Source organism: Sphingomonas sp. SORGH_AS_0879 (genome assembly GCF_030819175.1).
Lineage (GTDB): Bacteria > Pseudomonadota > Alphaproteobacteria > Sphingomonadales > Sphingomonadaceae > Sphingomonas.
This window is the reverse complement of the sequence record NZ_JAUTBJ010000002.1, coordinates 3,177,773-3,200,738: the sequence shown is the minus strand read 5'-3', so window position 1 is coordinate 3,200,738 and position 22,966 is coordinate 3,177,773. Positions and strand designations below refer to the sequence as shown.

Genomic DNA, 22,966 nt, shown 5'->3' with positions numbered 1-22,966 from the left:
CTTCGACTTCGCTCAGTGCGAACGGAGTGTGGGGGAGCGGTTGGCCAGGGCGACCATACGCCGCCCCAGCCGCCCGGAGCATCAATTATGCGGTAGCTTGGACCGGTCGAAATTCGGACCCAAGTCCAGCAGGAAGGCCGGACCGACCTCGACCACCTGCTTGGCGCCGGCGAGCTGCACCGAGATATTGGCCTTGCCCGCCGCATAGCCCTGCGCCGCCACGCCCGTCACGAAATAGCGTTTCCAGGCGGAGCCCAACTGAACCTGTTCGCTGGCGATGGGGGTGTAAGGCGGCTCCGATCCGCCCATGCCGACCGGGATCGTCACCGTCGAACCCTCGGCGGCGTTCGGCGCGCGGAGATAGACCATGACCATCAACGTATCGCCCGCCGCGATCGGCTTGATCGTCGGATAGGTCGCGCCGCTGTCCCAGGGATTGGCTCCGGCCTTGGCCACCTTGATCTGAACCGCATTGCCACCGGGCACGTCGGCGGCGGGAACTTGCCTGGCGCTCTGGTTGGGACCGTACAGGGTCCAGCCGATGCCGGGCGCGTTGATCGCCTTGTCGAATATGCTGGATTGCGCCGCCGTGCCGGGGGCTGCCGCCGGTGCGGCCTGCGGGCCCGCCGCGGCCGCCACGACAAGCATCGCCATCGATCCGATCATGATCCATCTCCCTCCTCTCGGCCGGATTACCCGGTCCGTCGAATCGATTGTAACGCTCCCATCATGACTGCCAAGCGGGATTTGACGGGCTTCCGTCCTACTGGCCGACGATCTTGACGAGCGGCTCGGCGGCCTGCCCTGTCGGCAGCCGCCCGCTCGCGGTCAGGCGGCGCGTCTGGTCGTCCCAGCGCAGCGTGGCGCTACGCCCGCCGGTCTTGCGATAGGCGTTGGTGGTGCCGTCATCGTCATACAGGGTGAAGGTGGCGTCACGGCCCGGATAGACGCGGATGCTCTCCAGGCTTTGCGCGGTCGCGGTGCTCGGCACTTGGACGCCCATCGGGACGATCGAGCCCGCCCGCACGAACAGCGGGATATGGTCGATCGGCGCGGCGGCCTCGATCCACTGGCCGCCGGTGTAGCGCTTGTCGGTCCACCAGTCATACCAGTCCGCGCCAGACGGCAGGTAGACGCGGCGCGCCGTCTGGCCCTGTTCGGTCACCGGCGCAACCAGGAAGGCGGGCCCGAACATATATTCATCGCCCAGCGTCTTCACGACCGGATCATTGGGGAAGTCCATGAACAGCGCGCGCATGAACGGTGCGCCGGTCTGGCTGGTCTGCCGCCCCAGTGCATAGAGATAGGGCATCAGCGCATAACGCAGCCGCAGCGCGCTCGCCAAAATGGGCTCGGCGGCGGTGCCATAGTCCCACAAGGCGGTGCCCGGACGCTGACCATGGATGCGCAGCGTCGGCGTGAAGGCATTATACTGGAACCAGCGGACGAAGAGTTCCGGGTAATCGCGGTAGGACGGTGCCATTGCGGTCGCGCCGGCCGGGTCGACCAGAACCGGGGCTTGCGCCTCCGGCCCGTTCGGCCATTGCCAGCCGCCCGTGTCGCTCGACCAATAGGCGATGCCGCTGGCCGTCATGCCAAGGCCAGCGGGCACCTGACGCCTCAGCGCCTCCCAATTGGACTGCACGTCCGACGACCAGAACAGGCAGCCATTGGCCTGCGTCCCCAGATAGGCGGCGCGACACAGGATCACATTGCGCATGTCCGGCCGGTCGCGGGCCGATCCCTCGGCGACGCTGGAGGTGTGGAGCAGCGGATAGACGTTGCGATAGCGATCGCCCGACCCGATGGAGAAGAAATGCCCCTCCGGCACCAGATCGGGCTCGGTTTCGTCCAGCCACGCATAGTCGAAGCCTTGGCTAAAGATATTGTCGCGGATATTGCCCCAGAACCATTGGCGCGCCTCTGGATTGGTGCTGTCGATCAGCGCGCCCGCGCGGTCGGAGCGGATCGGCAGGCCGTCGACCGGATGGCCGTCCTTGTCCTTCATCAGCCAGCCCTTGGCTGCCAGCGTATCGAACCAGCGGCTCTCCCGCTCGAAGCGCGGCCAGATGCTGATGATGCTGCGCATGCCCATCGACTTCAAATGCGCGTTCATGCCGCTCGGGTCGGGAAAGGCGGTGCGGTCGATGTCGAGTTGCCCCATCCGGGTCCAGTAGAACCAGTCGAGCACCATGATGTCGAGCGGCAGGCCGCGCTTGCGATAGCCATCGGCGATCTCGGTCAGCTGCCCTTGCGTCTCGTAGCGGGCCTTGCTCTGGATCAGGCCGAACGCGGCCTTGGGCGGCAGCGGTGTCGCGCCGGTCAGGCGGGCGTAACCGGCATAGAGTTCGTCCGTCGTCTTGCCTGAGATCACGAAGAAGGACACGCGCTCGCCGACATTGGAGGCGAACTTGGTGGCGTTCATCAGGCCGGGCGAGACGGTGGTGGCGGACGGATTGTCCCACAGGATCGCATAGCCCTTGTCCGTCACCATGAAGGGCACGCACACCGACTCGCCGCCCGGCCGGTCGTAATCGTGGCGGCAGTCGATGGTCCGCCCACGCAGGTCGAGCACACCGTCCTGAAACTGGCCCAGCCCGTAATAATGGGTGTCGAGCGTGTCGGCGAAGCTGGCACCGGCGCGGAAGGTCTTTTCGCCCGACACGGTGTGCGGTGCCATTTCCCACCCGGTCATCCGGGTCAGCGCCTTGCCGTCCGCGCCCGCGAAATCGATCGACACGGATGGGAGGGACGGCGCGAAATAGCGTTCCATCTGACTGGGCGGCTTGGGCCAGGGCTGGGCGGCGACCGTCACGGTCAGGCCGGGCGAGGCGAAGATGTCGCCGGTCGTATCGGCGCGGTGGGACCAGCCGCTGGCGTCGCTCTTTGCGGTCAGGCCATAGCCGGGCTTGGCTTCCGCCTCGGCCCGGTCGGTGGCGATGGTGACGCGGACGATGCCGGGGCCGTAAGGCTCGACCGAGACGAGCGCGCCGTTGCGCTCGACGGTCGCCAACGGATCGGCGGACAGCGCAAGGGGAGCGGTGCTGGCCAGCAGGGCCGATGCGGCCAAAGTCCATCGACCGCCCAGCGCCATCGCGCGCGCATTGCCCCGCATATCCGTCCCCCAATAAGCCAATTGATTTGTGTGAACGCTACCCTATCGCTGCGCTGGCACGTGGGGAAGGGGGAATGCGGTCAGGCCCGGAACGGATCGCTGACCGTCGCGCGGCCCGGTCGGTCGTGCCGACCGGCGAGCCGTAGCCGATAGAGCGGATCGCTCGCGCGGGTCAGGGTGACGTCGTACCAGCCCAGCGCCTCGTCCAGCGACCAGCCGTGGCGGCCGGGCTTGAGCGGCATGGGGGCGGGGGCGGCCTTGCCCGGTTCGAGCCGCACGACCGACAGGTCGGTCATGTCGGACGGCAGGATCAGCGACAGCCCCCGGTCATCGACCATGGCCGCGACCAGTGGTGCGGGCTTGCCGGCGGCGAAATGGCGGTGAAAGCCGTTGGGCCCCAGCACCCACAGGTCATGGCCGGTCGCCGGATCGGACGGCCAGACATCCTCGGTCACGGTTCCGGCCGCCAGGCTATAGCGGCGCGGCACCCGGTCCAGGGCGTGGCGGTCATAGACATGGAACACCGCCCCCGCGCCCTCCGCCTGGAAGCGCAGGCGGATGCCGTTCGACTCGGCGATCTGCGTGACCTCCAGCCGGTAGGGCAGGGGACGGGCGCGGCGGATGCCGGGTTCCTGCGCGGGCGCGCCGGTCGCGGGCGGGGCCTGCGGGCTGACCTGGCCCTTGATCGCGGCGGCGCGGGCCGCGTCCTCGCGTGGGTGGGGCAAAGTGGGTGGGGCCTCGTCCTTCGCGGCGAAGTCGAACGCGCTGGTCAGGTCGCCGCACACCGCACGCCGCCAGGGTGAGATATTGGGCTCGTGAAAGCCGAACCGTGTCTCCAGGAAGCGGATGACGCTGATATGGTCGAAGACCTGCGAATTGACCCAGCCGCCCCGGCTCCAGGGCGAGACGACATACATGGGCACGCGCGGGCCCAGGCCATAAGGGCGGCCGCGAAAATCGGGCTGGTCGAGATTCGCGTCACCGACCGAGGGCACATCATGATATTCGCCCGTCAGCTCGATCGTCGATCCGCCCAGCGGCTTGCCGTCCGCACCCCGCGAGGGCGGGGCGGGCGGGGGCATGTGGTCGAAAAAGCCGTCATTTTCGTCGAACATCACGAACAGCGCGGTACGCGCCCAGACCTTCGGATCGGCGGTCAGCGCGTCGAGCAGTTCGGCGGTATAGGCCGCGCCTTGGGCCGGGCTGGAGGGATTGGGGTGTTCCGATCCGGCGGCGGTGGCGATGACATAGGAAACCTGCGGCAACCGCCCGGCCAGCACATCGGCCTTCAGCATGTCCAGCCCGCGCGTGGTCAGCGCCCGGTCCTTCAGCGCCGGATCGCCGCGCCCATGATGCGCCTCGCGATAGGCGTGGAAGCCGACCAGCGGGTTGTCGGTGAAATTGTCCGCCATGTCCTGATAGAGGCGCCAGTCGATCCCCGCCGCCTGCATTCGCTCGGGCGTAGTGGTCCAGCAATAGGGATCGGCCGCGCCGCCATCCTCGGCGAAGCTGTCATGCGAGTTGCCGATGGCCGGGCCGCCCGCCCGGCCGGAAGGATCGTTGGTGCCGGTCCACAGGAACAGCCGGTTGGTGTTGGTCCCCGTCTGGATCGCGCAGTGATAGGCGTCGCAGATCGTGAACGCCTCCGCCAGCGCGAACTGGAAGGGCAGGTCGGCGCGGGCGTAATGGCCCATGGCGCGCTGGTGCTTCGCCTCGGGCCAGTGGGCCATGCGGCCTTCGTCCCAGGCGGCTTGCGCATCGGGCCAGGTGTGCGGCGTGCCCTCCATCCGCATCAGGTCGAAATGGGCACGGGTGTCCAGGCGGAAGGGGGAGACGATGCGCGGCCCGCCGGGCGCGGTGCGGTCGAGTTGTTGCCAGACGGTGCGGGGCGCTCCGTCGGAAGACGCGACCGGAATCGGGAAGCGGTCGCCGAAGCCGCGCACGCCGCGCAACGTGCCGAAATAATGATCGAAGCCGCGATTTTCCTGCATCAGGATGACGACATGCGCGATGTCGCGGATCGTGCCGGTCCGCCGGTCGGGCGCAATCGCCGCGGCGCGGGCGATAGCGGGGGGCAGGGCGGCAGACCCGGCCAGCGCGGCACCGGCAGAGAGAAGGGAGCGACGGGAGAATGTGACCATCGCCCAGCCCATGGCCGATGTCGTTGACGTTTTGGTGACGCCCTTTTCGTCCTCCCCGGCACGGGGAGGGGGACCGCCGCGAAGCGGTGGTGGAGGGGGCGTGCCGCAAGCGACGTCCTGTGAGGAAGTCCCCCTCCACCAGCTTCGCTGGTCCCCCTCCCCTTGCAGGGGAGGAATGTATGCGTCGCTATACGCCGTCTATATGCGAAACCGGGGGATCGCCCTCGAATTGCTACGCCCCGCGGGCCTAATTGCCTGACCCTGGAGGTCGCCCATCTCGTCGTGGCGGCCTGTCCATAGGGGCCTGTAATGAAGACCATGATGTTGAGCGCCGCCACGGCGCTGTTCGTGTTTCCCGCCGCCGTCCAGGCCCAGAGCGCCGCCGAAACCGCGCCGCCGCCGCCCATGACGGTCAGCGGGTCCGCCGCCATCGCATCGGACTATCGCCTGCGCGGCATCTCGCAGTCGGACGAGCATATGGCGGTGCAGGCGGGCATCACGGCGACCCATGAGAGCGGTGTCTATGTCGGCACCTGGGCGTCGAACCTGGCGGGGTGGGGGACCTTTGGCGGCGCGAACATGGAGCTGGACCTGATCGGGGGCTACAAGACCAAGATCGGCGACACCGGCACGCTGGACGTCGGGTTGACCTGGTACATGTATCCGGGCGGCGCCAACAAGACCGACTATGCCGAACCCTATGTGAAGCTGTCGGGTACGACCGGCCCGGTCTCGCTGACCGCAGGCGCGGCCTATGCGCCGAAGCAGCAGGCGATCGGCAAGTGGTACGATAACGGCGCAAGTGCTGCCGCCGGTGTTTATGACCATCCCGGCGCGAAGAGCGACAACCTCTACCTCTGGGGCGACGGCGCGGCGGCGATCCACGGCACGCCGTTCACCGCCAAGGCGCATATCGGTCATAGCTGGGGCATGGACGGCCTCGGCCCCAACGCCACCGCCCCGGACGCCGACCGGCGACTATTGGGACTGGTCGCTGGGTGCGGACACGACGTGGCGCAACCTGACGGTGGGTCTCGCCTGGATCGACACCAGCATCTCTGACCGTGACGCCGCCTATCTGCGGCCGAGCTTCAGCAAGGGGCAGGACGGCACCGGCAATATCGCGGGCAGCACCTTCCTCGCCACTCTCACCGCCGCATTCTGAGGAGCATCGCACATGGACGATCTGATCTGGTTGCTGGCCATGGCCGGGCTGGTGGCGGCGACGCTCGCCTATGCCCGGCTCTGCGACCACGCGTGAGGGGGCTGAGACCATGACCCTCGACCTCTGGCTGGCGGCGCTGACCGCGCTTGGCCTTCTCGTCTATCTGGTGGCGGTGCTGATCCGCCCCGAACGCTTCTAAGGGGGCGGCATCATGACGCTTCAAGGATGGGCCCTGATCCTGGGCTTCGTCGCGATCCTGCTCGCGCTGACCAAGCCGGTCGGCGCGTGGCTGTTCGCGCTGTACGAGGGGCGGCGCACACCCCTTCATGTCGTGCTTGGCCCGGTCGAGCGCGGCTTCTACACGCTGTCGGGCATCGATCCGCAAGCGCAGCAGGGTTGGCGGCGTTATGCGCTGCACATGCTGATCTTCAACGTCGCGTTGATGGTCTTCACCTATGCGGTGCTGCGCCTGCAATATTACCTGCCGGGCAATCCGCAGGGGCTGGCCGGGCTGACCCCGCATCTGGCGTTCAACACCGCGATCAGCTTCACCACCAACACCAACTGGCAAAGCTATGGCGGCGAGTCGACCATGTCGAACCTGTCGCAGATGCTGGGCCTGACCATCCACAATTTCCTGTCGGCGGCGACCGGCATCGCGCTGGCCTTCGCGCTGTTCCGGGGTTTTGCGGGGCGTGAGACCAAGAATCTCGGCAATTTCTGGGCCGATGTGACGCGCATCACCCTGTACCTGCTGCTGCCGATCTGCATCGTCTACACCGTTTTCCTGATCGCCAGCGGCGTGCCGCAGACCATGGCCGGTGTCGTCAGCGTCGACACGCTGGGGGGCGTGCGCCAGTCGATCCTGCTGGGTCCAGTGGCCAGCCAGGAAGCGATCAAGATGCTCGGCACCAATGGCGGGGGTTTCTTCAACGCCAACAGCGCGCACCCGTTCGAGAACCCGACCGCGCTGACCAACTTCGTCCAGATGCTGTCGATCTTCATGATTGGCTTCGGCCTGACCTGGTGCTTCGGCAAGGCGGTCGGCAACACGCGCCAGGGCTGGGCGATCCTGTCCGCGATGATCCTGCTGTTCCTGGGCGGCGTGGCCGTCTGTTACTGGGCGGAGGCGGCGGGCAACCCCGTGCTGCACCAGCTGGGCGTGGCGGGTGGCAATATGGAGGGCAAGGAAGTGCGCTTCGGCATCGCCGCCTCGGCCCTGTTTGCGGCCGTCACCACGGCGGCGTCGTGCGGCGCGGTCAATGCGATGCATGACAGCTTCACCGCGCTGGGCGGCCTGATCCCGCTGTTCAACATGCAGCTGGGCGAGGTCGTGATTGGCGGCGTGGGTGCGGGCATCTATGGCTTCCTGCTGTTCGCCATCCTGGCGGTGTTCGTCGCTGGCCTCATGGTCGGACGCACCCCCGAATATGTCGGCAAGAAGATTGAAGCCCGCGAGGTCAAGCTGGCCGTCCTCGCCATCGCTGTCCTGCCGCTGTTCATTCTGGGGCTGACCGCTCTGTCGTGCGTGACCCAGCAAGGCCTCGCAGGGCCGCTCAACAAGGGGCCGCATGGCTTCGGCGAGATCCTCTATGCCTTCACCAGCGCGGTCGCGAACAACGGATCGGCCTTTGCGGGTCTGACCGCCTCGACCCCCTGGTATGACGGGCTGCTGGGCGTGGCCATGTGGGTGGGCCGCTTCTTCATCATCGTGCCGATGCTCGCGATCGCGGGCAGCCTGGCGGCGAAGAAGCATGTCCCCGCCTCGGCTGGCTCCTTCCCGACCACGGGTGTGCTGTGGATCGGTCTGCTCGTCGGCATCGTGCTGGTGCTGGGCGGCCTGACCTTCCTGCCGAGCCTCGCCCTTGGTCCCATCGCCGATCATCTTGCGATGATCCGCGGTCAACTCTTCTGATCGGGAGCGCCTGTCATGGCCCATTCCCCCACCAAGAGCCTGTTCACCGCCGAGCTGGTGCTCCCGGCGATCAAGGCGTCGTTCGTCAAACTCAATCCGCGCGAGCTGATCCGCAATCCGGTGATGTTCGTGACCGCCGTAGTCGCAGCACTTCTGACCGTCCTGCTCGTCGTCGGGCATGACGGGCTGACCACCGGCTTCAAGCTGCAACTGGTCGTCTGGCTGTGGCTGACCGTGTTGTTCGGCACCTTTGCCGAGGCGCTGGCCGAGGGCCGTGGCAAGGCACAGGCGGCCAGCTTGCGCGCCGCCAAGGCCGAGCTGACCGCCAAGCGGTTGAAGGGCGCTGGGCAGGACTGGGAGAATGTCCCCGCCAGCGCGCTGAAGATCGGCGACGTGGTGCTGGTCGAGACCGGCGACCTGATCCCCTCGGACGGCGAAGTCGTCGCGGGCGTCGCCTCGGTCAACGAAGCCGCGATCACCGGCGAGAGCGCGCCCGTCATCCGCGAGGCGGGCGGCGACCGCTCGGCGGTGACGGCGGGCACGCGCGTCATCTCGGACGAGATCCGGGTGCGCGTCACCGTCAATCCGGGCCAGGGCTTCCTCGACCGCATGATCGCGCTGGTCGAGGGCGCCGAGCGTCAGAAGACCCCGAACGAGGTGGCGCTCACCATCCTGCTCGTCGGCCTGACCATCATCTTCCTGATCGCGGTCGGCACCATTCCGGGCTTCGCCTCCTTCGCTGGTGGCAGCATCCCGGTGGCGATCCTGGCGGCGCTGCTCATCACCCTGATCCCGACGACCATCGCGGCACTCCTGTCGGCGATCGGCATCGCGGGCATGGACCGTCTGGTCCGGTTCAACGTGCTCGCCAAGTCGGGCCGTGCGGTCGAGGCGGCGGGTGACGTCGACGTGCTGCTGCTCGACAAGACGGGCACCATCACCATCGGCGACCGTCAGGCGAGCGAGTTCCGCGCCGTCGGTGGCTCGGATGTCGATGCGCTGGCCGAAGCGGCGCTGATGGCGAGCCTGGCCGACGAAACTCCCGAGGGCCGTTCGATCGTCGTGTTGGCGCGCGAGCAGTTCAAGGTCTCGATCACCAGCCTGCCCGCCGATGCGGAGATCATCCCCTTCACCGCCCAGACCCGTATCTCTGGCGTGAGGATCGGCGATCGGCTGATCCAGAAGGGCGCGGTCGACTCGATCCTGCGCGCCCATCCGGGCGCGGGTGAGACGGCGGCGGCGACCCAGCTGCGTCGCATCACCGACGAGATCGCGCGGGCGGGCGGCACCCCGCTGGCGGTGGCGGAAAATGGCCGGTTGCTCGGCGCCATCTTCCTGAAGGATGTGGTCAAGGCGGGCATCCGCGAGCGCTTCGGCGAACTGCGTCGCATGGGCATCCGCACAGTGATGATCACCGGCGACAACCCCCTGACCGCCGCCGCCATCGCCGCCGAGGCGGGCGTGGACGACTTCCTCGCCCAGGCGACGCCGGAGGACAAGCTGGCGCTGATCCGCCAGGAGCAGCAGGGCGGCAAGCTGGTCGCGATGTGCGGTGACGGCACCAACGATGCGCCGGCCCTGGCGCAGGCGGATGTCGGCGTCGCGATGAACACCGGCACCCAGGCCGCGCGCGAGGCGGGCAACATGGTCGATCTGGACAGCGATCCGACCAAGTTGATCGAAGTCGTCGGCCTCGGCAAGCAGTTGCTGATGACGCGCGGCGCGCTGACGACCTTCTCGGTCGCAAATGACGTGGCGAAGTATTTCGCGATCATCCCGGCGATGTTCGTGGCGCTCTATCCGGGTCTCGGCGTGCTGAACGTCATGGGTCTGGCGACGCCGCAATCGGCGATCCTGAGCGCCATCATCTTCAACGCGCTGATCATCCCGCTGCTCGTGCCGCTGGCGCTGAAGGGCGTCGCCTACAAGCCGATGGGGGCGGGGCCGCTGCTCGCCCGCAACCTCGCCGTCTATGGCCTGGGCGGCCTGATCGCGCCGTTCGTCGGCATCAAGATCATCGACCTTGTGGTCGGTGGCCTCGGCCTCGCATAAGGAGTTCACATCATGGGTAAGGATTTCACCTCCGCCTTTCGGCCCGCGATCGTGATGACGATCCTGTTCGCCGCGCTTCTCGGGATCGCCTATCCGCTGGCAATGACCGGGATCGGCCAGGCACTGTTCCCGCATCAGGCGGGTGGCAGCTTGGTGAAAGTCGGCGGTCGCGTCATCGGCTCCGAAGTCGTGGGCCAGGCCTTTGTCAGCGATCGCTATTTCCAGACGCGGCCCTCGGCGGCGGGCAAGGGCTATGACGGGCTCGCCTCGTCCGGCTCGAACCTGGGGTCGACGTCGCAGGTACTGGTCGATCGGGTGAAGGCGGATGTCGCCAAGCGCCGGGCCGAGGGCGTGATGGGCCCGATGCCCGCCGACCTGGTCACCACCAGCGGCTCGGGCCTCGACCCCGACCTGTCGCCCGAAGCGGCGCTAGCGCAGGTGGCGCGGGTCGCCCGCGTCCGTGGCCTGGGCGTGGAGCAGGTCCGCGCGCTGGTCGTCGCCAAGACCGAGGATTCGGTGCTGGGCGACCCCCACGTCAACGTCCTGGCCCTCAACCGCGCGCTGGACGCCATACCCGCGCGATGACGGCAGGCGAGCCGCGCCCCGACCCCGACGCCCTGCTGCGCGCCGCCGAGCGCGAGGGGCGCGGCCGCCTGAAAATCTTCCTCGGGGCCGCCCCCGGCGTCGGCAAGACGTTCGAGATGCTGTCCGAAGGGGCCGCAAGGCGACGCGATGGCGTGGATATCGTGGTCGCGGTGGTCGAGACGCATGGCCGGGTCGAGACTGAGGCGCTGGTGCGCGGGCAGGAGCTCATGCCCCGCCGCGCCGTCCCCTATGAAGGGCGGACGCTTCATGAAATGGATCTGGATGCGGTACTCGCCCGCGCCCCCCGCCTCGCCCTGGTCGACGAACTCGCCCACACCAATGCACCGGGCAGTCGCCATCCCAAACGCTATCAGGATGTCGAGGAACTGCTGGCGGCGGGGATCGACGTCTATTCGACGGTGAACATCCAGCACGTCGAAAGCCTGAACGACGTCGTCGCCAGCTTCACCCGCGTCCGGGTGCGCGAGACGGTGCCCGACCGCATCCTGGAGGCCGCCGAGATCGAGGTGGTCGACATACCCCCCGACGAGCTGATCGAGCGGTTGAAGGCGGGCAAGGTCTACCTCCCCCAGGAAGCGACGCGGGCGTTGTCGCATTTCTTTTCCAAGTCCAACCTGTCGGCCCTGCGCGAACTGGCGCTGCGGCGGGCGGCGCAGGCGGTCGATGCGCAGATGCTCGACCATGTGCGCTCACTGGGCGTCGGCGGCCAATGGGCGGCGGGCGAGCGGCTGGTCGTCGCGGTCAGCGAACTGCCCGGCGCCGACGAACTTGTCCGCGCCGCCAAGCGCACCGCCGATGCCTTGCGCGCGCCCTGGACCGCCCTGTTCATCGACACGCCTCGGACTGCGACTTTGGGCGAGGCGCAGCACCGGCGGCTGGCCGCGACAATGACGCTGGCCACGCAACTCGGCGCGGCGGTGGCGACCGTGCCCGCGCCGAGCGTGGTCGAGGGCATCCGCGCCTTCCTGACCGACGCGCGCGCGACGCAACTCGTGGTCGGCAAGGCCAAGCGGTCGCGCTGGTTCGAGCTGCGCCACGGCTCGGTCGTCGACCGGCTGGTGCGCGAGACGCCGGGCGTCACCGTGCACGTCCTGCCGGTCGGGGAGGCCCTCGTCGAGAGCGACCGTGCGAAGCGGCGCGGGCAATGGGGATCGCCCATCGGCTATGGACTGACCCTGCTGGCGGTCGTCGCCGTCACCGCCATGGCGAGCGCGCTGTTCCATATCCTCGACCTCGGCAATGTCGCGCTCCTCTATCTGCTGCCGGTCATGGCGGCGGCGAGCCTGTACGGATTGCGCACCGGGCTGTTCGCCGGGATCGCATCGAGCCTCGCCTACAACTTCTTCTTCCTGCCGCCCGTCGGCACGCTGAGCGTCAGCAATCCCGAGAATATCATCTCGATCTTCGTCCTGCTGGGCGTCGCCATCGCGACCAGTCAGCTGACCTCGCGGGTCCGCGCGCAGGCCGATCTGGCGGCAGCGAGCGCGCGCGACAATGCGACGCTGGCGGGCTTTCTCCACCGCCTGAGCGGTCTGGCCGACCCGGCCGAGGCGTCGCGGGTGATCTGCGAAGACATTGCCCGGCTGTTCGAGGTGCAGGCGGTGCTGCTCACTCCGTCGCCCGCCGGGCTGGCGGCACAGGCGGCGACCAAGCCCGATTACCGGCTGGAGACGATGGAGATGGCCGCCGCCCACTGGGCCTTCGACACCGGCACGCCCGCGGGCAAGGGATCGGCGACGCTGGCGGCCTCCGAATGGCTGTTCCAGCCGCTGAAGGCGGGCAACCGAACGCTGGCGGTTCTTGGGCTGGCGCGCGAGGCGGGGGGCGAGCCGGTGCGTGCCGACCGTTTGCCGCTGCTGACCGGGCTGATCGATCAGGCCGCGCTGATCCTCGAACGGCTGCGGCTGGAGGCGGAGGTGCGCGACGTGGATGCGGTGCGCACCCGCGATCGCTTACGCGCCGCGCTGCTGTCCTCGGTCAGCCATGACCTGCGCACGCCGCTGACCGCCGTGATGGCGGCCGCGGCGCAATTGCGGCAGGGCGCGAAGCCCGAGCTGATCGCGACCATCGAGGGGGAGGCGGCGCGGCTCAACCGTTTCGTCGCCAATCTGCTCGACATGGCCCGTGTCGAGGCGGGGGCGCTGAAACTCAGGATCGAGGCGATCGACCTGAGCGATGCGGTGACGGGCGCGGCGCATGATGCCCGCCGTGCGCTGGAGGGCCATGCGGTGCGGCTCGACGTGCCACCCGACCTGCCTTTGGTCCGCGCCGATCCGCAGCTGTTGCATCATTGCCTGCTCAACCTGCTCGACAATGCCGGGCGTTACGGCGATCCGGGGACGGAGATCGTGATTGAGGGGCGGCACCGCCACGGCACGTTGCGCCTGTCGGTCCTCGACCACGGCCCCGGCCTGCCGCCGGGTCGCGAGGCGGAGGTGTTCGAGACGTTCCGGCGGCTGGAAGGCTCCGACCGGGTGGCGGGCGGCACCGGCCTGGGCCTCGCCATCGTCAAGGCCTTTGCCGAGGCCATGGGGTTGACCGTAGAGGCGGGCAATCGCGAGGATGGCGAGGGCGCGGCGTTCGCGCTCTGCTTCCCGCGCGACCATATCATGCGCGACGGCGCGCCGGAGGGAATGGCCTGATGCCCGCGACGATCCTGGTGGTGGACGATGAAGTCGCGATCCGTCGCCTGCTGCGCAACACGCTGGAACAGGCGGGGCATGTCGTCGTCGAGGCGCGCGATGGGCGCGAGGCGCTGGCACGCACGGCGGCGGACCACCCCGATGCGGTGCTGCTCGACCTGGGTCTGCCCGACCGCGACGGACTGAGCCTGATCCCGCTGCTGCGTGGGCCTGCGCGGGTGATCCTAGTCGTGTCGGCGCGCGATGCTACTGAAGAGAAGGTGGCGGCGCTCGATCTGGGCGCTGACGATTATGTCACCAAGCCGTTCGACAGCGAGGAACTGCTCGCCCGGCTGCGGGTGGCGCTACGCCATGCCCGTGCGGCGGAGGCCGCGCCCTCGGTCGTGCGCACGGGCGACCTTGCCATCGACCTCGACCGGCGGGTCGTCACGCGCGGGGGTGAGGAACAGCATCTGACCCGCAAGGAATATGACGTGCTGGCAGTCCTGGCTCGCCATCCCGGGCGGGTGGTGACGCATGACAGGATCATCGACGCCGCCTGGGGCGGGGACGAAGACCCGCGCATCGATTACTTACGCATCGTCGTCCGCAACCTGCGCCAGAAGCTGGAAGCGCCCCAGCCGGTGGGCAGCGTCATCGCGAACGAACTGGGCGTGGGATATCGGTTGCGGGTCGAGGGGTGATCCACCCCGACTCCGTCGCCCCAGCGCAGGCTGGAGCCTTTGCCGGTGACGGGATGCGAGCCGAGAAAAATCCCGGCCTCCGCTGGGATGACGTCCTCCTAAGCCATTTCCCCCGCCCGCAGCGTCAACACGTCCACCCCGCTCCGCGTCACCGCCACCGTATGCTCGAACTGGGCGGACAGCTTCCCGTCATCGGTCACCACGGTCCAGCCATCCTCCGAGGTCGAGACCCTGCGCGTACCCTGGTTGATCATCGGCTCGATGGTGAAGGTCATACCTTCGCGAAGGACTTCACCCGTCCCCGGTCGCCCGAAATGCAGCACATTGGGCGCCTCGTGCATCTCGCGCCCGATGCCGTGGCCGCAATAGTCGCGGACCACCGAGTATCCGTTCGCCTTGGCGTGCTTCTCGATCGCCGCGCCGATATCGCCCAGACGTGCGCCGGGGCGGACCTGTCTGATGCCCTTCCACATAGCCTCGCGAGTGACGCGGACCAGCCGTCTTGCGTCGGTCGATGCGTCGCCGACGATATAGGTCTTGCTGGAATCGGTGATGAAGCCGTTCTTCTCCAGGGTGATGTCCAGATTGACGATATCCCCGTCCCGGATCACCTCGTCCGCGCTCGGCACGCCGTGGCAGACGACCTGGTTGATCGAGCTGTTGAGCACATAGGCGAAACCATATTGCCCCTTGCTCGCGGGGCGTGCGCCCAAGTCGTGGGTGATGTAGCGCTCGACCAGGTCGTTGACCGCCAGGGTCGACATGCCCTCCAGCGTCAGCCCATCCAGCATCTCGAACACCTGCGCCAGCAGCCGCCCGGACGCGCGCATCAGCGCCAGTTCCTCCGCCGTCTTGACCATGTCAGGCAACGAGGGGCTGGGGCAGGGGGGCATCGGCGGCGGCCATCTGCGCCTGGACGATCTGGTGGAAGGTCAGCGTCGGGTTCGCCTCCGCCAGCATCCCCATCTTCATCCAGAATTCGGCCTGTGCGTTGATCGAACGGCACATGACGGTGCTGGCGCGGCGCACTTCCTCGTGCAGTTCGTCGTCTATTTTTACGATACCCATATATGGATCATAAATGGTTCGTATATCGGGCGCAACCGGTCAGTAGCGGGCGGTCGGACGGCTGAGGACGAAGGCCGCGCATCCGCCCATCATCAAAGCCACGCATAAGGCGAGCGGCCAGTGCGGTCGGGCGGTCGCCCAGAACAGCCCATAGCCCAGCGCCATCCCGCCGCACGCCATCGTCTTGCCCCTGACCCCGATCGCCCCGTCCCGCCGCCACGCCCGCAGGGTCGGGCCGAAGCGCGGATGGTCGAGCAGCCACGCTTCCAACCGGGGCGAGGACCGCGCGAAGCAGGCCGCCGCCAGGATCAGGAAGATGGTCGTCGGCATCAGCGGCAGGATCGCCCCGATCACGCCGAGCGCGACGAACACGCATCCCAGAATGAGCCAGCCGAGCCGTATCATGGCACAGGCGTAGCGGGCCGTGGGGGCGGGGGGAAGGGGGTGGGCCTAGCTTATGGAACACCCTTTGCCGCAGCGCACGCCCCCTCCCGCAGGCGGGAGGGGGATGGGGGGAGGGCATCGTCGCGGGCTGTGTCGCTTGTGGTTTTCCCTCCCCCAACCCCTCCCGCTTGCGGGAGGGGAGCAAGAAGAGCATTCGCTTGGCGAGGGTGCGGCATAGGTTCCCTCCCGCAGGCCGTGAGGGGCCAACCCCCGGCTACTCCCCCGTCGCCCCCAATTGCGACAGCATGAACGCCTGCCACTCCGCATTTTGACGGATACGCTCGAACCGGCCGGATTTGCCGCCATGCCCGGCCTCCATATTCACCCGGAAGACGAGCGGATTGGCATCGGTCTTCTTCTCGCGCAGTTTCGCGACCCATTTGGCGGGCTCGTAATATTGCACCTGGCTGTCCCATAGGCCGGTGCCGACATAGAGAGCCGGATAGGGCTTGGCCGCGACATTGTCGTAGGGCGAGTAGCTGAGCATGTAATCGTAATAGGGCTTGTTCGCCGGATTGCCCCATTCGTCATATTCGAAGGTGGTCAGCGGGATCGAGGCGTCGAGCATCGTCGTCACCACGTCAACGAACGGCACCTGCGCGATGATGAGCTTGTAATCCTGCGGCGCCATGTTCGCGACGCCGCCCATCAACAGCCCGCCCGCGCTGCCTCCCATCGCCGCGACCCGGCCCGGTGCCGCATATTTCTGCGCGACCAGATAGCGGGTGACGTCGATGAAGTCGGTGAAGCTGTTCTTCTTGTTCAGCAGATGGCCGTCATCATACCATCCGCGCCCCATCTCCTGTCCGCCGCGAATATGCGCGATGGCATAGACCACGCCCCGGTCGAGCAGTCCGATGCGCCCGGCATCCACCGAAGGATCGGTCGAGATGCCATAGCTGCCATAGGCATATTGGAAGAGCGGCGCGGTGCCGTCGCGCTTCACGCCCTTACGATAGACCAGCGAGACGGGAATGCGCGCGCCGTCGCGGGCGGGGGCCCAGACCCGTTCGGTCACGTAGAGCGAGGGGTCGTAACCCGGCACCGGCGTCACCTTCAGCGTCCGGCGTTTGCCCGTCCGCGCGTTCACCTCGAGGGTGGTGGTCGGCGTGACCAGCGAGCCATAGGTGTAGCGGACCCAGGGCGTGTCCGGTTCCTCATTGGTGGACAGCGCCATGCGATAGGCGGGCTCGTCCGCCTTGACGGGGATGGAGCGCCCCTGATCGGTCAGCAGACGGATCATCCGGTTGCCGCCCTCGCGCTGGTCGATCGCCACGAAGCCCAGGAACGGCTTGAAATCCTCGATGAACACCGTGTCGCTGCCGGGCACCAGATCGCGCCAGGCGGCCACGCCCTTCGGCGCGTCCCCATCGGCCAGCGTCACCAGCTTGTAGTTCTTCGCGCTCCGGTTGGTGCGGATGATCCATCGCCCACCCAGATGATCCGCGCCGTAGCGGAACTCGCGCTCGCGCGGCGCGATGACGGTGAAGCGCGTCGGGGCGGTGGCGGGGGCGCAGCGCTGTTCGTCGCTGACCGTGCTCTGGACGCTGATGCAGATATAGCGATCGTCGGTCGTCCGGCCGATTCCCATCTGGAACGTGTCGTCCTTCTCCTCGTACAGCAGGCGGTCGGCGCTGACCGGCGTGCCCAGCACATGCGCCATGACCCGATAGCCGCGCAGCGTCGTCGGGTCCTTGGCGATGTAGAGGATGGTGCGATTGTCGGCCGCCCAGACGATGTTCGGCTCGATGTTCGAGATCGTGTCCGCATGGATGCGACCGGTCGCGATTTCCTTGACCTTCAGGACATATTGCCGCCGTCCGACCGTGTCCTCCGCCCAGGCGACCAGCCTGTTGTCGGGGCTGACCGACCAGTCGGACAGCGAGAAGAAATTATGGCCCTTCGCCATGGCGGGCTGGTCGAACAGCATGATGGCGGGCGCTGTCGGGCTGCCCTGGCGACGCTCGATCAGCGGATAGTCCGCCCCCGTCGCGAAGCGCGAGGAATACCAATAGCCGTTCTTGGCGTACGGAACGCTGCTGTCGTCCTGTTTGATATGCGCGACCGTCTCGTCATACAGCTTGGCCTGGAGCGGCTTGAGCGACGCCAGTTGCGCATCGGCATAGGCGTTCTCGGCATTCAGATAGGCGAGCATCTCCGGGTTTTTCCGGGTGTCGTCGCGCAGCCAGTAATAATCGTCCTCGCGCGCGCCATTGGGGGAGGTGACCTGAAAAGGCTTCCTGGCCGCGACCGGCGGCGTCGCCTGTTGGGCGGAGACGGGCATCGCCAATGCCACCAGACTCGTTGCCGCCAACCACCGCATCGCCATTCCCCCTCGCATTCCGAAGCGGGCAGGATGACCGCCCGGCGGAGTACAGGCAAGCGCTTATCGGGCGGCGCGTCGCAGGATCGCGAACCCCAGCAGGCCCGACAGGACGGAACCCGCCATCACCCCGAGCTTGGCCTCCGCCTGGAGCAGCGGATCGCCGGGAAAGGCGAGCAGGGTGATGAAGATGCTCATCGTGAACCCGATGCCGCAGAGGAACGCGGTCCCCAATATCTGCATGCGGCTGGCGTGCGCGGGGGCGTCGGCCAGCCCGGTTCGGATCGCCAGCATCGTCATGCCGAACACCCCCAGCAGCTTGCCGACCAGCAGTCCCGCCCCCACGCCCAGCGTCACGGGCGACGACCATGCGCTCGCGGGCAGACCCAGCACCGGCACTCCGGCATTGGCGAGGCCGAAGACCGGCAGGATCAGGAAGCCGACGGGCTTGTGCAACGCATGCTCCAGCCGGTGGAGCGGGCTGTTTTCCGCGTCGCCGATCGGAATGACGAAAGCCAGCAGCACGCCCGCAATGGTCGCGTGAATGCCCGAGCGCAGCATCAAGACCCATAGCACGACCCCGGCCATCAGATAGGGGGAGAGCCGCCGCACCCCCATGCGGTTGAACGCGACCAGCAGGAGCAGCATCGCTGCGGCGCCCGCCAGATCGACGACCGAGAGCGAAGTGGAATAAAAGGCCGCGATCACGGCGACCGCGCCCAGATCGTCGATGATCGCCAACGCCGCCAGAAAGACGCGCAGCGAGGCGGGCACCCGGTCGCCGACCAGCCGGATGACCGCGAGCGCGAAGGCGATATCGGTCGCCGCCGGGATCGCCCATCCCGATGCGGTGCCGCCGCGATTGAAGCTGAGATAGAGGAGCGCGGGCGCGATCATCCCGCCCAGTGCCGCCAGTCCCGGCAGGATGCGCCGCGGCCAGGTGGACAATTGCCCGTCCACCATCTCACGCTTGATCTCCAGCCCGACCAGCAGGAAGAAGATCGCCATCAACCCGTCGTTGATCCAGTGGCTCAGCGACAGCGGGCCGAGATGCCGATGGAGCGCCGCCTCATAGGCACCGGCGAAAGGGGAATTGGCCAGGATCAACGCCAGCGCCGCCGCCGTCATCAGAACGAGGCCGGAGGAAGTCTGGGAATCGAGGAAATGACGGATCGCGCCGATGCGCCTGGGCTGGGTCATGGAGAGGATTCCGGCAAGTCTGGTCCTCGCTGGCGGCCCGACCAACGATCATCCTGCCCGCCTTTCGTCGGCGGACACCCTGTGGTTCCTGTCGCATCTTGCCCACGCGGGGGCAATCAAATCCTCTCCGGCGCGGGGAGGATGGCCGCAAGGGCGGACCTGTGTGAAGCCCCCTCCGTCAGCGCTATGCGCTGCCACCTCCCCGTGCCGGGGAGGGGCGCTGTGATCCGGCGTCGTCGTCCGTCCTGCTCCGTGTGCAGACGATGCCGATCGCCGCCGCGACCAGTCCGGCGGCGGCGACGCCCGCTGCGATCCTGGTAGCGCTCGGCCCCTTGGCCGTGCCCCCCGCATCGGCGAACAGGTCTAGCAGATGCCGCGTCACAGCCTCCGGGTTCTCGCGCTGCGGGAAGTGGCCGACGCCGGGCAGTTCGACCATCTTGAACGGCCCGTCGAATTTCCCCGGCACCTCGCGCGCGGTGGAGGGCGGGTTCACGCCATCGACCTCGCCATGCAGGTACAGCGTAGGAAGCGACAGCGTCTTCGTCGCCTTCACCCGGTCGGCCAGCCAGGCTCCGCGCGGGTCGGGCTGTGCCTCGTCCCAGCGTGCGCGGTAGCTGTGGATCGTCACGGCGGGCCAGTCGGGATTGTCGAAGGACCTGGCCACCCGGTCGAAGGTCGCTTCATCGAACCAGCCGGGCGGCGACCAGTTGACCCAGTGGATATGCGCAAAGCCGCGCCGGTCGTCGCGCACCGCCTGCGCGCCGCGCCGGGTCGCCATGAACCAGTGATACCATTGGCGCTGCGCCTGATCGAAGGAAGGGGTGGGCATCCCGCCCAGACGCGGCGGCGTGCTGAGCATCGCCAGCCGCCGGACCCGGTCGGGCCAGCCCACCGCCAGCGCCTCCGCTATGTTGGAGCCCCAGTCATGCCCGGCGACCATGAACCGGTCGATACCCAGCCCATCCATCAGCGCAATCGCATCCAGTGCCAGGATCGCGCTGTCGCCGGTGCGCGGCGTGTGGTCGTGCCGGAACCGCGTCGCGCCGAACCCGCGAAGGGTCGGCACCACCACGCGCAGACCCGCCTGAGCGAGCCGGGGCGCGACCCTGTCCCAGGTCGACGCATTGTCGGGCCAGCCATGCAGCAGCAGGACGACGGGCGCGCCCTCCGGTCCGTACAGGTCATAGGCGATGGTGAGATGGTCGGTGGAGATCGTCGGCATGGATCGGTAACCCTCGCCCTTCCACCCCGTTCCGCCGATGGTATCACGACCAGGGGCCAAGCGGGGCTTATGCGCGGTGGTCGTCAACCGTCGCGGGGGATGCTAGCGTCGCATCATGATCCCGCTGAACTGCGAGCTTCTGGATTTGCGCGCGCTGGTCGCCATCGCGGACGGCAAGAGCTTCCTGCGCGCCGCCGAGCAACTCAACCTGTCGCAGCCCGCGCTCAGCCGCCGCATCCAGAAGCTGGAGACGACGGTCGGCACGCCTTTGCTCGAACGGACCACGCGCAGCGTTCGACTGACCCCTGCGGGGCAGGAGATCGTGCCGCTGATCCGGCGGTTGCTCGACGAGATGGACGGCTCGCTGCTCGGCATGATGGCGCTGGGCGAGCGGCAGGCGGGGCGGCTGACGGTGGCCAGCATCCCCAGCGCGACCGTGCGCTTCCTGCCCGATGTGCTGGAGCGGTTCGCGCAGGAATATCGCAACGTCCGTGTCCGCGTGCTCGACCTGTCGGCGACCGAATGCGCGGAGGCGGTGCGGACCGGCGAGGCGGAGTTCGGCATCACCCTGCCGCTGACCTCGGACGGCGATCTGGTGTTCGAGCCGCTGACCGACGATCCGTACGGCCTGGTCTGTCGGCAGGACGATCCGCTGGCGACGCTGGCCGATCCGAGCTGGGCGGACCTGAGCGGGCGGCGGCTGGTGACGGTGCATATGGGCAGCGGCAATCGCACCACGCTGGAGGCCGGGCTGGCGCGGGCGGGGGTGGAGTTGCGCTGGTTCTATGAGGTGACGCGGCTGACCTCCGCGCTCGCCCTGGTGCAGGCGGGGCTGGGACCCTCGGTGCTGCCGCGCCTGGCCTGCCAGGGGCCGGATGCACGCGATTTGGTGTGGCGGCCGCTGAAGGGGGCCGAAGTCATGCGGACCATCGGCGTGTTGCGGCGGTCCTCCGCGCCCCTGTCCCCCACCGCCTCGCGGTTGATGGCGTTACTCGCGGCCGCGTGGATCGGCGCTTAGCTGCCCGCCGCTCCAGCGCGTGACGAGCAGCGAGGCGGCGACATTGGCGGTGCCGCTGGTCAGCGCCCGGATCTCCGACAGGAAACGGTCGACCGCGATCAGCATCGCGGCGGCCCCGACCGGCACGTCCGGCAGCAGCGACAGGGTCAGCAGCAGCGCCGAAAAGCCGCTGCCCGTCACCCCCGCCGCCGCCTTGGACGTGACCAGCATCACGCCCAGATACACCATGATCCGCTCCGGCGAGAGGGCCACGTTCAGCGCCTCGCCCAGGAACAGCGTCGCGACGACCAGATAGACCGCCGTGCCCGCCAGGTTGAGCGAATAGCCCAGCGGCACGGTCAGCCCGACCACGCTGCGCGGGCAGCCCAGCGCCTCCAGCTTCAGGATCAGGCGCGGTAGCACGACCTCGGTGGAGGAGGTGCCCAGCACGATCAGGATTTCGTCGCGGAAGGTGTGGAGCAGCGTCCGGGCGCGCAGGCCCGTCGTCACCCGCACCGTCAGGACCAGCGCGGCGATCAGCAACCCGCATGCCAGCGCCAGCGTCGCGATCAGCAGCCCCAGCGAGCCGATAAAGCCGATGCCGTACGTGCCCACCGTATAGGCGATGGCCCCGAACGCCCCCACCGGCGCGGCGCGGATCAGGAAGCCGAAGATCGCGAATTGCAGCCGGGTCAACGCCTCGATCGCACGGACGATCGGCGCGCCCGCCTCGCCGATGCGCAGCAGGCCAAAGCCGACCAGCCCGGCGACGAACAGCACGGGCAGCACGTCACCCGCCGTGAAGGCGGAGAACAGGGTATCGGGCACCATCCGCACCAGGAAGTCGCCCGGCCCGGTGATGTGCCGCCCGGCCAGTTGCCGCTGCACCTCCGCCGCCGCATCGCCATAAGCGGGCAGGGGAAGGCCTTGCCCCGGCTGCATCGCCAGCGTGACGGCCAGGCCGATGCCGAGCGCGGCGACCGTGATGCCGAGGAATATGATCAGGCTGCGGAGCACCGTCGTACCCGTATCGCGCGCCGCGCCGTGGCGGACGATCCCCTCGACGATGGTGCAGAACAGCACCGGCGGCACCATCATCCGCATCGCCTTCACGAACGCGATGCCCAGCGGCCCCAGGTCGCGGCCGAAGGCGGGCGCCAGCGCGCCGATCGCGGTTCCCGCGACGATCCCCAGCAGCATCTGGGCATAGAGATGGCGGAACACCCGCAGCGCAACTCTCCTATTGATGCGCCTGGCGCATAAAGCGGACCGATCATTGCATTTGATCGAATGGCCGCCGGTGGTGCTTATTGGCGCGTAAGGCGTGGCGGCTCAAGCCTCCGCCTCACAGAGAACCTGCGAGAAGCAGGACGGAAGAGAGGTTTCCGATGAA

General features: G+C 68.0%; 17 protein-coding genes and 1 pseudogene. 8 read left to right on the top strand and 10 right to left on the bottom strand.

Translation table 11 applies throughout. From position 1 onward, the window contains the following. Nucleotides 1-81: 81 nt before the first annotated feature. From QE379_RS15275 to QE379_RS15265, 3 genes are all read right to left on the bottom strand, one after another. Complete coding sequence (locus tag QE379_RS15275; protein ID WP_307001804.1) at nucleotides 82-666, bottom strand: hypothetical protein; 585 nt, start codon at nucleotides 664-666, stop codon at nucleotides 82-84. Between the two features lie 97 nt (nucleotides 667-763). Then, entirely contained in the window at nucleotides 764-3,115 is a 2,352-nt protein-coding gene (locus QE379_RS15270) for a TIM-barrel domain-containing protein (protein ID WP_307001803.1), read from the bottom strand. A gap of 80 nt (nucleotides 3,116-3,195) precedes the next feature. Then, nucleotides 3,196-5,256: a phosphocholine-specific phospholipase C gene (locus QE379_RS15265; RefSeq protein WP_307001801.1), complete on the bottom strand. Its 2,061-nt coding sequence runs from the start codon at nucleotides 5,254-5,256 to the stop codon at nucleotides 3,196-3,198. Between the two features lie 309 nt (nucleotides 5,257-5,565). Between QE379_RS15265 and QE379_RS15260 the strand changes: the two are divergent. The 7 genes and pseudogenes from QE379_RS15260 to QE379_RS15230 all read left to right on the top strand — a co-directional run bounded on the left by QE379_RS15260 (nucleotide 5,566) and on the right by QE379_RS15230 (nucleotide 14,319). Beyond that, nucleotides 5,566-6,421, top strand: a pseudogene (locus QE379_RS15260) (TorF family putative porin). 109 nt (nucleotides 6,422-6,530) lie between these two features. Next, on the top strand, nucleotides 6,531-6,620 hold the full coding sequence (kdpF, locus tag QE379_RS15255) for a K(+)-transporting ATPase subunit F (RefSeq protein WP_037531783.1): 90 nt from the start codon (nucleotides 6,531-6,533) through the stop codon (nucleotides 6,618-6,620). Nucleotides 6,621-6,632: 12 nt separating this feature from the next. After that, on the top strand, nucleotides 6,633-8,336 hold the full coding sequence (kdpA, locus tag QE379_RS15250; RefSeq protein WP_307001799.1) for a potassium-transporting ATPase subunit KdpA: 1,704 nt from the start codon (nucleotides 6,633-6,635) through the stop codon (nucleotides 8,334-8,336). Between the two features lie 15 nt (nucleotides 8,337-8,351). Beyond that, on the top strand, nucleotides 8,352-10,388 hold the full coding sequence (kdpB, locus tag QE379_RS15245) for a potassium-transporting ATPase subunit KdpB (RefSeq protein ID WP_307001798.1): 2,037 nt from the start codon (nucleotides 8,352-8,354) through the stop codon (nucleotides 10,386-10,388). A 12-nt stretch (nucleotides 10,389-10,400) separates the two neighbouring features. Beyond that, nucleotides 10,401-10,973, top strand: a complete 573-nt coding sequence (gene kdpC, locus QE379_RS15240) for a potassium-transporting ATPase subunit KdpC (protein ID WP_307001796.1) — start codon at nucleotides 10,401-10,403, stop codon at nucleotides 10,971-10,973. Then, a complete protein-coding gene (locus tag QE379_RS15235; protein WP_307001794.1) occupies nucleotides 10,970-13,636 on the top strand; it encodes a sensor histidine kinase KdpD in 2,667 nt (888 codons plus the stop codon). The genes kdpC and QE379_RS15235 overlap by 4 nt, the downstream gene beginning before the upstream one ends. Beyond that, nucleotides 13,636-14,319: a response regulator transcription factor gene (locus QE379_RS15230; RefSeq protein ID WP_307001792.1), complete on the top strand. Its 684-nt coding sequence runs from the start codon at nucleotides 13,636-13,638 to the stop codon at nucleotides 14,317-14,319. The genes QE379_RS15235 and QE379_RS15230 overlap by 1 nt, the downstream gene beginning before the upstream one ends. Nucleotides 14,320-14,417: 98 nt before the next feature. On the opposite strand, the gene map is transcribed toward QE379_RS15230, so the two are convergent. The 6 genes from map to QE379_RS15200 form a co-directional block, all read right to left on the bottom strand. Beyond that, on the bottom strand, nucleotides 14,418-15,179 hold the full coding sequence (map, locus tag QE379_RS15225) for a type I methionyl aminopeptidase (RefSeq protein ID WP_307003251.1): 762 nt from the start codon (nucleotides 15,177-15,179) through the stop codon (nucleotides 14,418-14,420). Between the two features lies 1 nt (nucleotide 15,180). Then, nucleotides 15,181-15,387, bottom strand: a complete 207-nt coding sequence (locus QE379_RS15220) for a ParD-like family protein (protein ID WP_267435763.1) — start codon at nucleotides 15,385-15,387, stop codon at nucleotides 15,181-15,183. Between the two features lie 39 nt (nucleotides 15,388-15,426). Then, a complete protein-coding gene (locus QE379_RS15215; RefSeq protein ID WP_307001789.1) occupies nucleotides 15,427-15,792 on the bottom strand; it encodes a YbaN family protein in 366 nt (121 codons plus the stop codon). A 253-nt stretch (nucleotides 15,793-16,045) separates the two neighbouring features. Then, on the bottom strand, nucleotides 16,046-18,154 hold the full coding sequence (locus QE379_RS15210) for a S9 family peptidase (RefSeq protein WP_307003249.1): 2,109 nt from the start codon (nucleotides 18,152-18,154) through the stop codon (nucleotides 16,046-16,048). A 63-nt stretch (nucleotides 18,155-18,217) separates the two neighbouring features. Beyond that, a complete protein-coding gene (gene nhaA, locus QE379_RS15205) occupies nucleotides 18,218-19,354 on the bottom strand; it encodes a Na+/H+ antiporter NhaA (protein WP_307001786.1) in 1,137 nt (378 codons plus the stop codon). A 184-nt stretch (nucleotides 19,355-19,538) separates the two neighbouring features. After that, the gene (locus QE379_RS15200) at nucleotides 19,539-20,576 is read right to left on the bottom strand and encodes an alpha/beta fold hydrolase (protein WP_307001785.1); all 1,038 of its coding nucleotides are present in this window, start codon (nucleotides 20,574-20,576) and stop codon (nucleotides 19,539-19,541) included. 115 nt (nucleotides 20,577-20,691) lie between these two features. Between QE379_RS15200 and QE379_RS15195 the strand changes: the two genes are divergently transcribed. Then, the gene (locus tag QE379_RS15195) at nucleotides 20,692-21,594 is read left to right on the top strand and encodes a LysR family transcriptional regulator (RefSeq protein ID WP_307001783.1); all 903 of its coding nucleotides are present in this window, start codon (nucleotides 20,692-20,694) and stop codon (nucleotides 21,592-21,594) included. Here QE379_RS15195 and QE379_RS15190 read toward each other — a convergent pair. After that, entirely contained in the window at nucleotides 21,565-22,797 is a 1,233-nt protein-coding gene (locus QE379_RS15190) for a cation:dicarboxylate symporter family transporter (RefSeq protein ID WP_307001781.1), read from the bottom strand. The genes QE379_RS15195 and QE379_RS15190 overlap by 30 nt on opposite strands. Nucleotides 22,798-22,966 lie beyond the last annotated feature (169 nt).